The 11,462-nt window shown below is 54.6% G+C and carries 11 protein-coding genes; 6 read left to right on the forward strand and 5 right to left on the reverse strand.

From position 1 onward, the window contains the following. Nucleotides 1-49: 49 nt before the first annotated feature. The gene (locus PanJK_RS03420) at nucleotides 50-1,159 is read left to right on the forward strand and encodes a YcbX family protein (RefSeq protein ID WP_265297144.1); all 1,110 of its coding nucleotides are present in this window, start codon (nucleotides 50-52) and stop codon (nucleotides 1,157-1,159) included. A 5-nt stretch (nucleotides 1,160-1,164) separates the two neighbouring features. Here the strand turns inward: PanJK_RS03420 and PanJK_RS03425 are convergent, their stop codons facing one another. The 5 genes from PanJK_RS03425 to PanJK_RS03445 form a co-directional block, all read right to left on the reverse strand. After that, nucleotides 1,165-1,707, reverse strand: a complete 543-nt coding sequence (locus PanJK_RS03425; RefSeq protein ID WP_256696114.1) for a cell division protein ZapC — start codon at nucleotides 1,705-1,707, stop codon at nucleotides 1,165-1,167. A 147-nt stretch (nucleotides 1,708-1,854) separates the two neighbouring features. Then, entirely contained in the window at nucleotides 1,855-2,865 is a 1,011-nt protein-coding gene (gene pyrD, locus PanJK_RS03430; protein ID WP_256696113.1) for a quinone-dependent dihydroorotate dehydrogenase, read from the reverse strand. Nucleotides 2,866-2,984: 119 nt separating this feature from the next. Further along, nucleotides 2,985-3,986 (reverse strand): glycosyltransferase, encoded by a 1,002-nt coding sequence (locus PanJK_RS03435; RefSeq protein WP_256696112.1) that lies wholly within the window; start codon nucleotides 3,984-3,986, stop codon nucleotides 2,985-2,987. Nucleotides 3,987-3,988: 2 nt separating this feature from the next. Further along, nucleotides 3,989-5,506, reverse strand: a complete 1,518-nt coding sequence (locus PanJK_RS03440; protein WP_265297145.1) for a lipopolysaccharide biosynthesis protein — start codon at nucleotides 5,504-5,506, stop codon at nucleotides 3,989-3,991. Between the two features lie 97 nt (nucleotides 5,507-5,603). Next, entirely contained in the window at nucleotides 5,604-6,431 is an 828-nt protein-coding gene (locus tag PanJK_RS03445; RefSeq protein WP_265297147.1) for a hypothetical protein, read from the reverse strand. Between the two features lie 754 nt (nucleotides 6,432-7,185). On the opposite strand from PanJK_RS03445, the gene ssuE reads away from it, so the two are divergent. The 5 genes from ssuE to ssuB are packed head-to-tail and all read left to right on the forward strand — an operon-like array spanning nucleotide 7,186 to nucleotide 11,452. Continuing rightward, nucleotides 7,186-7,737, forward strand: a complete 552-nt coding sequence (gene ssuE, locus PanJK_RS03450; protein ID WP_256696109.1) for an NADPH-dependent FMN reductase — start codon at nucleotides 7,186-7,188, stop codon at nucleotides 7,735-7,737. A gap of 10 nt (nucleotides 7,738-7,747) precedes the next feature. Next, the gene (locus tag PanJK_RS03455) at nucleotides 7,748-8,716 is read left to right on the forward strand and encodes a sulfonate ABC transporter substrate-binding protein (protein ID WP_321161829.1); all 969 of its coding nucleotides are present in this window, start codon (nucleotides 7,748-7,750) and stop codon (nucleotides 8,714-8,716) included. A gap of 2 nt (nucleotides 8,717-8,718) precedes the next feature. Beyond that, the gene (ssuD, locus tag PanJK_RS03460; RefSeq protein WP_008102354.1) at nucleotides 8,719-9,864 is read left to right on the forward strand and encodes an FMNH2-dependent alkanesulfonate monooxygenase; all 1,146 of its coding nucleotides are present in this window, start codon (nucleotides 8,719-8,721) and stop codon (nucleotides 9,862-9,864) included. 11 nt (nucleotides 9,865-9,875) lie between these two features. Next, entirely contained in the window at nucleotides 9,876-10,664 is a 789-nt protein-coding gene (gene ssuC, locus PanJK_RS03465; RefSeq protein ID WP_265297150.1) for an aliphatic sulfonate ABC transporter permease SsuC, read from the forward strand. After that, a complete protein-coding gene (ssuB, locus tag PanJK_RS03470; RefSeq protein ID WP_265297151.1) occupies nucleotides 10,661-11,452 on the forward strand; it encodes an aliphatic sulfonates ABC transporter ATP-binding protein in 792 nt (263 codons plus the stop codon). The genes ssuC and ssuB overlap by 4 nt, the downstream gene beginning before the upstream one ends. The last annotated feature ends 10 nt before the right edge of the window (nucleotides 11,453-11,462 follow it).

The following is an 11,462-nucleotide window of genomic DNA, read 5'->3' on the forward strand; positions in this document are numbered from 1 at the left end:
TCATAAAGTTAGCTTCTTTTAAACTTATGACCCTGTTTCTGGAGTGGTGATGATTACGCTTTCACGCCTTTACATCCATCCCGTTAAATCTATGCGCGGTCTGCAACTGTCGCATGCGCAGGTGCTGGAAAGCGGTCTGGGCTTTGATCGCATCTTTATGGTGACCGAACTGGACGGCACGTTTGTCACCGCGCGCCAGTTTCCGGAAATGGTGCGTTACACACCTGCGCTGCTGCCGGATGGCCTGTTTTTACAAGCACCGGATGGATCGCAGGCGCTGATCCGCTTTAATGATTTTACCGCTGAGCAGTCACCTACCGAAGTATGGGGCAACCATTTCACCGCGCGTATTGCACCGGAAACGATTAATAGCTGGTTGAGCACCTTCTTCCCGCGTCCGGTGCAACTGCGCTGGACCGGCGCGGAACCGACGCGCCGCGTGAAGCGTTTTGATCATGTGCCGCTGAGCTTTGCCGACGGTTTTCCCTACTTGCTGGTGAACATGGCCTCGTTGCAGGATCTGCAACAGCGCTGTCCGGCCAGCGTGCGCGTTGAGCAGTTCCGCCCCAATCTGGTCGTAAGCGGCGCGGCCGCGTGGGAAGAAGATAGCTGGAAACGTCTGCAAATTGGCGAGATTACCTTTGAGATGCCGAAGCCGTGCAGCCGCTGCGTGTTTACCACCGTCGGCACCGAAACCGGTCAAAAACATCCTAATGGCGAACCGCTCACCACCTTGCAGGGTTTCCGCAGCGCGCAGGATGGCAGCGGCGATATTGATTTCGGCCTGAATTTGATTGCGCTCAATAGCGGCATTATTCGCGTTGGCGATGCGGTGACCATTTTAGAGAAGCAAACGCCGCGCGCGTACGGTGCGGGCGCCGTGGTCGAAACGCTGGCACCAGACGCTAGCAGCCACAGCGCAGTAACTATCGATTATCAGGGAGCGCGCTTTAGCGGGGACAATCAGCAAGTGTTGCTGGAACAACTGGAGATGCAGGGTTTCCGCATTCCCTACTCGTGCCGCGCCGGACTTTGTGGCAGCTGCAAAGTGACGTTGGTCGCGGGTGAAGTGAAAGCACTGAAGAAAAGCGCGGTGCGCGCAGATGGCACGATCTTAAGCTGCAGCTGTATTCCGGCAGGCGATATCGAACTGGCGTAAGCCGATCACACCGCCCGCGCGAAGTGGGCGGTTTGTTCCTGCTGCTGTGGGCGCAGACGATCGTTCATGATCTTGATCGCATCACCCAGCTGCATACCTTTACCCGCCACGCTTAACGCGTTTTGAGCCAACAAGCACAGCGCCGCATTTTCACCGCTTTCAACCACAAACAGTTGTGCCTTTTCGCCGCTATCGGCCAGCGTCACCGCCACCATATCGCCTGCAGCCGGCTGCCAGCTGTGTGCGTGATTGGTGAAGTGCCAGCTTTTAGGCATCAGGGGTTTGAGAAATCGGCTGGCCACCAGCGCGTTTAATACTAATTCGGCACGCTGATCGCCTTTTAATCCACTCTGACGGCAACGTTCTTCAAAAGTAAAATAGAGCGCGGCGTCATCAACGCAAAAACCGCTGACATTAAATGCATCAGGCGTCAGCATTTTGCGCGAGAAGCGCGAGCGAAATAACATGCCGTCGGCTAAATCCAGCATCATGCGGTCATGCTCTGCGTCGAAATACCAACGCCAGTTGTCATCAGGTTTGATTTTCATGATCTGCCCTGTGGTTTATCGCTGCGCTAAATGGCGCTTAATTAAAAAATAAATCTGAGAAAAAGCTGAAAAATGCACCAGCAGGACAAAATATAAACGAGCCGAAGGGATAAATAAACCCCTCGGCGCAGTAAAGTGGGAAATGTCTTAGAGGTGGGTCACGATATCTTTAATTAAGCCTGGGCCTTTATAAATAAATCCGGAGTATATCTGCACTAATGTTGCACCTGCGGCAATTTTCTCGCGCGCAGAAACCAGGGAATCAATACCACCGACGCCAATAATAGGTAAGCGGCCCTGCAGCTCTTGCGCCAGGCGGCGAATCACTTCGGTACTGCGTGACTGCACCGGACGACCACTTAATCCGCCCGCTTCTTCGGCATATTTAAGGCCGGTCACCAGCGAACGATCGAGCGTGGTATTGGTGGCAATCACACCATCAATATTGTGGCGCACCAAACTGTCGGCAACCTGGATCAATTCTTCTTCGGTAAGATCCGGCGCGATCTTTACCGCCACCGGCACATATTTAAGGTGCCGTTCTTGCAGCTCTCGCTGTTTTAATTTGATGGCGGAGAGAAGATCGTCCAGCGCTTCACCATATTGCAGCGTGCGTAATCCTGGCGTGTTCGGTGAGGAAATATTGATGGCAATATAACCGGCGTGGGCATATACCTTTTCCATGCAAATCAGATAATCGTCTTTACCATTCTCAACCGGCGTATCTTTATTTTTGCCAATATTGATGCCGAGAATGCCTTTAAAGCGCGACTTTTTGACGTTGGCGATCAGATGATCAACGCCGTGATTATTAAACCCCATGCGGTTAATAATCCCTTCCGCAGGCACTAAGCGGAACATACGCGGTTTATCATTTCCCGGTTGCGCCAGCGGCGTTACCGTTCCCACTTCGACAAAACCAAAGCCCATCGCGCCGAAGGCATCAATGCACTCGGCATTTTTGTCGAGGCCGGCCGCTAAGCCGAGCGCGTTCGGGAAGGTTAATCCCATGCAGGTGACCGGACGGGATGGCAGCGACTGGCGAATCAGCCCTTCCAGCGGGGTGCCGCTGATAAAACGCAGTTGTTGAAAGGTGAGTTCGTGCGCACGCTCAGGATCAAGCTTAAACAGCGCCGGCCGGACGATAGGATATAACATGCACTCTCCTCAATGACGGAAACCAGGGAAGTCGGGGTGCACGGGAAAATGTGCGCCAGAATGGTAAGGTGCTCTGGCGCAAAAGTAAATTGTTCTACTGCATCACAATTTGATCGTTATCAGCGTCGTGCAGAATAGCGGCCAAGCTGTTCACGACACGCCTGCAGGCCACTGTAAATCGTCGGGCAATACCACATCAGCTTCAGACGCGCGCTGTGCTGCAACACATTGCGCACCAGCTGATTCACCTGCGGCTGCCAGTCTGTCGGGATCACCATATGATTTTTGCGGATCTGCGCCAGACAGCTGTGCATCACCGTTTGGTAATAGCTATCCAGCAAGGCCGCATCCACCGGCAGTTGCTGTTCACGCAGGAATTGTTCGCTGCTTTGGCGCGCAATGAAGTAGTTTTTCACATAGGAAAAATCGCGCGTGCTCTGCGACAACGAGGTCACCATAAAGCGTTTGTAGTAGTAGCTTTGGCTAGTGCAATAAATATTACGCGCCTGCAGATAGAGCGCGAACATGTACGGTGCATCTTCATGGTTCTGGATCGGCAGAAACTGCAGCGCCAGTTGATCAATCAAGCGACGCGAAATGATGCTGCTCCACACTACGCGGTGCGCCGACTGATGCTGCATCAGCGTACGCAAGCTGGTGCTGCCGCCGGGCAATAATCCACTGACATGACGCTGGTGAATGGTTTGATAGTGGCGCTGCGCGGCGGGCAGATCGAAGAACATCTTTGCGCCAAAGCAGAACAGGTCAATATCCTCATGGCGCGCCTGCACGCGACGGAAGTCGGCAAACAAGTCGGTGGAGACAAAATCATCCGCATCCATGAAGTAAACAAAATCGCCGGTTGCTACAGCGAGCCCTTTCATACGCGCCGCGCTGACGCCGCCGCGCTCGCCGCTCAGCAGCATCACCTGCGGGTGCTGGGCCGCAAACGCCGTTAGCCAGGCCACGCTGCTGTCGCTGGAGCCATCGTCGATGACAATGATCTGTTCGGGCGGCGATGACTGACGCAACAAAGAACTCATCGCTTCTGGCAGCCAGGGCGCGCAATTCCAGTTCGGTATGATGACCGAAACCGTAGGGATACGGTGAGATGACATCATGCTCATCCTCTTTCCTCAACGTTAAACAACGGAATTCTGAGACGCTTCAACACCACGCTGTGCAGCAGGCAGCAGACACCAAGATTGAATGCGCCAATCAAGCCGAGCCACAGCAGGTTGATCCAGCGATTTTGATTCCACTCGATAGGCAAGAAAGTGCTCAACCAGGCGATGGCGGCGGAAACCGCCCAAATCAGCATCACGTCGCGGGTTAACCAGGTGAAATGAATGCCCGGCGCGAAGCGGCGATGCACCAACCATGCCCAACCCACCAGATAGAAGATGTTTTGTCCCAGCCACAACCAACCGGTACCCAATGCGCCGTAGTGAACGGCACACCAGATGTTGAGCGGCACCAGCAGCACGGCAAAGCAGGTGAAACCTTTCATGTGCAGCTTGAGGTTGCCGTTGATGTATTGCAGGTGATAGAGCAAGCCACAGATGGCCTGAATGCCGCTGCCCAATGCGTACAGGCTGAGAACAAACGCCATCTCATCAACAATCTGACTCTTCTGCGTCCATGCCCACAGCAGCGGGCCGGCGTAACAGGCAATAGTAATGCTGAGCGGCGCCATAAAGATGGCCACCGCCTGCGTGGTGTAGCGATAGAGTTTCAGCGACTCCGCATCGCCCTCTTTACGGGTTTTCATGCCGGTCATGCGTGGCACAATCGCCTGCATGATCGGGCTGCTGAGCAGCAAAATGCCGGTCGCGGCCGTCGCCACCACGGTAAACGAACCGTATTCGCTCAGCGGCAACGTTTTGGAGAGCACCAATCGGTCGATTTGCGAAATAAAGGTCCACACCGCACTGGAGAAGGCCGCGCTGAGGGCAAAGCGAATAAAGGGTTTCAGCACCTCTTTCAGATCGCCGCGCTTCTCTTTGCGCGCCACTTTGGGAATCAGCTGGCAGGATTTATAGATACAGCAGGCTGCTTCGGCAATCGATACCAGCAGTTGCCAGACAAAGAACGCCAATACCGGATTGGAGAAGAACTGGATTACCAGCACCGCGCCGAAAGTGCGCAAGGTGGTGATGATCAGGTTGACGCCGTTCAGCCACACTTGATGTTCGAAGCCGACAATCACGCTGCGATACGGACTGGTGCGCCAGCGAATCGCGGCGGTGATCACCATAATCGCCACGGCAATCACCACATCACCCGCAGGCAGATGACGTGCATCCAGCCAGTGCGTGGCAATCCATGGCGTTGCCAGCCAACCCGACACCACCAGCACAATGGTGGAGAACAGGAAGAATTTGGTCAGCGTGGCAAACAGCGCCGGGAACCAGACGAATTCCGCCTGATTAGCACGATAACGCGCCGCTTCCCGCATTAAGGTAGTAGAAACACCGGCATCCAGTAATTGCAGCCAGGTTAATAAGATCGAAAAGAAGCCCACTAAACCGTAGGCTTCCATTCCTAAGTGTTGAATATAAAGTGGTACAACCAAAATACCTGACAGCGTCAGATAGATTTGACCAACATAGTTGGCAATCGCGTTACGTTTTATAGACATAGGTGTTTTGGCATCTGGGGATTATCTCAGTGGCCTTAAGCGTGACATAAAAGTATTCACGCGCACACCGGAGTTATTCTTAAAATTAACCTTGGTGCTAAGCGCCCAGCCTTTTTCTCATTTTCATGATAGCGAAATAGATGTCAGGTTGTTTCAACATAAGTTTTTCCATTGCGCCTTTGGCCGGGAAGTTTTCCGCAAAGTAGGTTAATGCATGGCGGGTATTATCTGAGAATTTCGCCGCGCCACTCAACTCCTGCTGGACTAATTGTAATAAGCCGCTGCGTAAATAACTTTCGCGATAGCGGTTTCGCTCCGGAATATAGTGTGACAAACGCGTGAGTTTTTCATAATCAGTAATAAATTGCTGATAAGTTAAGCGCGGCGATGCATCGGCTTTGGTGGTCAGCGAGGCTTCGCTGGCGTAATCGAGCACCCACGCCGTTTGCGTATGCAGTAATCCGGCGAGCATCACATCCTGAATACGCGTCAGCGGCGCACCCACGCGGGCCAGGCCAGCACGCAAGATCACCGCAAAGCCGCCCTCCTGCCACCAGCGCTGCGCATGCAACTGTTGAAACAGCTGCAGAGACGAGTGTAAGCCGTTTGGCAGCTCGCGCTTTGCCAGCGAGACAATAAAGCAGTTCAGCTCTGGACGCTGGTCACTGAGCTTCGCCATGTCCTGCAGCAGGCTGGCCGGCAAGGCGCTGCGCTCCGCGCTGAACAGCAGGAAATCATCTTCAGCAGGCGTGCTGTGCGGGAAGGTTGGCAGCAATGAAGAAATAAGATGCGCGCCCGCAGCATCGGGTTGCAGCCAATAACACACCAGCTCTTCTTCTGGTTTAGGTGAGGGTGAGATGCGATTGAAGGTGGCAGGCACGACCTGCTGCTCAGTTAAATCCTGAGCAAATGAAGAACTACCCATATTTATCTCCCTAAGAATAAAGTAGCTTGCCGCAACGGCAGTTCACGCCACAAAACGCGGGCGTAAATAAATAAGTGAAATATCGTTATCGTGTTCTAGCGGAAATTAGCTCAACCAATTATAAACAGGCTTAGCGTTCTGATTCCAACGACGATCACCGTTGTTTTATCAATACAACTTTTAATTGTTCAGCATTGCTTTAGTAAAACGTAAATCAGGGCGCAAAAAGTAACAATATTTTTTGGAGACGAGCATGAGACCCGTCTTGTATTTAACATTTACTCGCGCCATCTCAACGGTTAGCTCAAATAAAAACCATAAATAAATAGAATAACTTTCAACCCCTCTAAGTTAAATCTGATTCCCAAAATTTAGAATAAATCAGAATCATCATTTTTCTTCTTTTATTTCAAAGTTCGCAACAACCTTCATCACAGGATGTTACGAGCTATGGGGATGTGTTTCTTTATTGATACCTCAATTAAGGTCATGCATTAAGCGCTTTAACTAATGGCGCAGTAAAACGCGATGCAGTAACTGATATAACTGCTCGATTGCTCGAGTGCTTTTCAGATTAACCCTAAGCATCAATTCCGCTGTTTTTTATTCTTCCTTTATCTGTTCCGGACTATCCCATTTTGCGACTTAGGATTACCAGATAAATCATTTAAGCCTCGCTGCCTGCTCTGACAGTATTGAACACATCAGTTCTGAATATCAGATAATCAATAACTTTCAGTTATAAGGAGTGACCATGCGGATTATTACGCTGGCGGGCAGCCCTCGCTACCCTTCACGCTCTACTGCGCTGCTGAGCCTTTGCCAGCACGCGCTGGAAGCACGCGGCGTTGACGTGATTCCGTGGAATATTCACAACTTCCAGCCTGAAGATTTGCTCTATGCACGCTTCGATTCACCTGCCTTAGCCGCGTTGAAAGCCGATTTGGCGCTGGCGGATGGTGTGATTGTCGCCACGCCTATTTATAAGGCTTCGTTTTCCGGCGCACTGAAAACCCTGCTCGATCTGCTGCCAGAGCGCGCGCTGGAGCATAAAGTGGTGCTGCCACTGGCAAGCGGCGGCAGCGCGTCACATCTGCTGGCGGTGGATTACGCGCTGAAGCCGGTGCTGAATGCGCTGAAGGCGCAGGAAGTGTTGCACGGCGTGTTCGCCACTGACAGCCAGATTACTGATTACGATCGCCAGCCGCTGCTCGATCCGCTGCTGTCGCAACGCATTGACGAGGCGCTGGATACCTTCTGGCACGCGCTGCATCGTCGCCACCAACCTTACGCACAAGCGGTATAAAGGAAGAGAGATGAAAAGGATATTGACGGGTGTACTTATGCCAGCCGTAGCGGCACTGCTCACCTTGAGCGTGAGCGCCCAGGCCGCCGATGCACCCGAACAGTTGCGCATCGGTTATCAGAAAGGCTCAGTGAGCATGGTTTTGGCGAAAACCCACAAGCTGCTGGAGCAGCGCTTCCCGCATACCAACATCAAGTGGGTGGAATTCCCGGCTGGCCCGCAAATGCTGGAAGCGCTTAACGTCGATAGCATCGATTTGGGCAGCACCGGCGATATCCCGCCGCTGTTTGCCCAAGCTGCGGGTGCCGATCTGCTGTACGTCGGCTCGGAGCCACCCAAGCCGCAGGCCGAAGTGATTCTGGTGCCGAAAGATAGCCCGATTCACAGCGTGGCCGAACTGAAAGGCCACAAAGTGGCGTTCCAGAAAGGCTCCAGCTCGCACAACTTGCTGTTGCGTGCGCTGGAACAGGCCGGATTGAGCTTTAAAGATATTCAGCCAACCTATCTGACGCCCGCCGATGCGCGCGCCGCGTTCCAGCAAGGTGACGTCGATGCCTGGGCAATTTGGGATCCTTACTACTCTGCCGCGCTGCTGCAAGGCAACGTGCGCGTGCTGGCCGATGGCAGCAAACTCAATCAAACCGGCTCCTTCTATTTAGCCACGCGCAAATACACCGAGGCGAACGGCGCCTTCGTGCAGCAGGTACTGAATACCTTCAGCGACGCCGATGCATTAACGCGCAGTCAGCGCGACCAGAGTATCGATCTGCTGGCAAACGCCATGGGCTTACCGAAACCGGTGATTGCCAGCTATCTCGACCATCGTCCACCCACCACCATTACGCCGGTCAGCGCCCATACCGCGCAGGCCCAACAGCAAACGGCCGATCTGTTTTATGCCAATCATCTGATGCCGGTAAAAGTGAATATCGCTGACCGCATCTGGCATCCACAATCCGCCCAGCCCAAAGGAAATTAATCATGAGCGTATCCGTATTTTGGTTTCTCCCGACGCACGGCGATGGTCACTATCTTGGCACAGCGGAGGGTTCGCGCCCGGTTGATCATGGTTACCTGCAACAGATTGCGCAGGCAGCGGATCGCCTTGGCTTCGGCGGCGTGCTGATCCCCACCGGCCGCTCCTGTGAAGATGCCTGGCTGGTGGCAGCATCACTGATTCCGGTGACGCAGCGTCTGCGTTTCCTCGTTGCACTGCGACCGGGCGTGATTTCGCCGACGCAAGCGGCGCGTCAGGCCGCCACGCTGGATCGTCTGTCGAATGGTCGCGCGCTGTTTAATCTGGTTACCGGCGGCGATCCGGAAGAGTTGGCCGGCGATGGCGTGTTCCTCGATCACCGCGAACGCTATGAAGAATCCGCCGAGTTTACCCGCGTCTGGCGTCGCGTTAGCGAAGGCGAAACCGTCGATTACGAAGGCAAGCATGTGAAGGTGCGCGGTGCGCGTCTGATGTTTAAAGCGGTGCAGGAACCGCGTCCGCCGCTGTGGTTTGGCGGATCGTCGGATGCCGCGCAGGATCTGGCCGCCGAGCAGGTTGATGTTTATCTCACCTGGGGCGAACCGCCCGCGTTAGTTAAAGAGAAGATTGAGCAAGTGCGCGCCAAAGCAGCAGCGCAAGGCCGCACCGTGCGCTTCGGGATTCGTCTGCACGTGATTGTGCGTGAAACCAATGAAGAAGCGTGGCAAGCGGCGGATCGCCTGATTGCCCATCTTGATGATGCCACCATTGCTAAAGCGCAGGCCGCGTTTGCGCGCACCGATTCGGTGGGCCAACAGCGCATGGCGGCACTGCACGGCGGACGTCGCGACAAGCTGGAGATCAGCCCAAATCTGTGGGCCGGTGTCGGTCTGGTACGCGGCGGCGCAGGCACCGCGTTAGTGGGCGATGGCCCAACCGTGGCGGCGCGCATGCAGGAGTATCAGGATCTCGGCATCGAGACCTTTATTCTCTCCGGCTATCCGCATCTGGAAGAGGCTTATCGCGTGGGCGAGTTGCTGTTCCCGCACCTCGATCTGGCGATTCCGGAAGTACCGAAGCCGCGTGTGGTACAAGCGCACGGTGAAGCGGTGGCTAACGATTTCACGCCGCAAAAAGTGTCACAGAGCTAAAGGAGCCGATCATGGCGAACGTTAAAACCAAGCTGAGTAATGCCGTGCTGCCCTGGGTTTTGCCAGTGGTGCTGATTGCGGTGTGGCAACTGGCATCGCAAGTGGGTTGGCTGTCGACGCGCATTTTGCCGTCGCCAGAAAATATCCTCATCACCTTCTGGAAACTGACTGCTAGCGGTGAACTGTGGCAAAACCTGGCGATCAGCAGCTGGCGTGCCGTCATCGGTTTCTCCATTGGCGGCTCGATTGGTTTGATTCTGGGATTGATTACCGGCACCTCGCGCGTCGGTGAACGCTTGCTGGATACCTCGGTGCAAATGCTGCGTAACGTGCCGCATCTGGCGCTGATTCCGCTGGTGATTTTGTGGTTTGGCATCGACGAATCCGCCAAAATTTTCCTCGTGGCGCTGGGCACCTTGTTCCCGATTTACCTCAACACGTATCACGGCATTCGTAACATTGATCGGGGTTTAGTTGAGATGGCGCGCAGCTACGGCTTGTCTGGCTGGAGCCTGTTCATTCAGGTGATTCTGCCGGGTGCGCTGCCTTCGATTATGGTTGGCGTACGTTTTGCCCTTGGCCTGATGTGGCTGACGCTGATTGTGGCCGAAACCATTTCCGCTAACTCCGGCATTGGTTATCTGGCGATGAACGCGCGTGAATTCCTGCAAACCGACGTGGTGGTCGTTGCCATCATTCTCTATGCCCTGCTCGGCAAACTGGCTGACGTTGCGGCACAACTGCTGGAGCGCGTCTGGCTGCGCTGGCATCCGGCCTACCAATTGAAGGAGAACGCATGAGCAACGTAACCCTGAATCCGGCGCGTTTGAATCGCGGTACGCCGGTGGGTGTGAATGGCGTCAGCAAGCAATATGGCGACCGCACCATCCTGAATAATATCGATCTGCACATTCCCTCCGGACAGTTTGTCGCCGTCGTCGGCCGCAGCGGCTGCGGGAAAAGTACCTTGCTGCGTCTGCTGGCGGGACTCGAATCGACCACGCGCGGTGAGTTACTGGCGGGCAATGCGCCGTTATCCGAGGCACGCGAAGATACGCGTTTGATGTTCCAGGATTCACGCTTGCTGCCGTGGAAAAAGGTGATTGATAACGTTGGGCTGGGACTGAAAGGCCGCGAATGGCGCACCGCCGCGCTGGACGCGCTGGAAGCCGTGGGATTGGCGGATCGCGCCAACGAGTGGCCTGCCGCGTTGTCCGGCGGACAGAAACAGCGTGTGGCGCTGGCACGTGCGCTGATTCATCGCCCAGGTTTGCTGCTGCTCGATGAGCCGCTCGGTGCGCTGGATGCGTTGACGCGCATCGAAATGCAGGGATTGATTGAGTCGCTGTGGCAACAGCATAACTTCACCGTGCTGCTGGTGACGCACGATGTCAGCGAAGCGGTGGCGATTGCCGATCGTGTGCTGCTCATCGAGGAAGGACAGATTGGCCTGGATTTGAACGTCGATTTGCCACGCCCACGCCGCCGCGGATCGGCACGACTTGCAGAGCTGGAAGCGGAAGTGCTGGATCGGGTTATGAAGCGCGGTTCGTCGGAACAGCTGTTGAAGTTTGCGCAGCAGAGTTAATGATTGAGGT

The organism is Pantoea sp. JK (genome assembly GCF_026130245.1).
In the GTDB taxonomy this organism is placed as follows: Bacteria; Pseudomonadota; Gammaproteobacteria; order Enterobacterales; family Enterobacteriaceae; genus Pantoea; species Pantoea trifolii.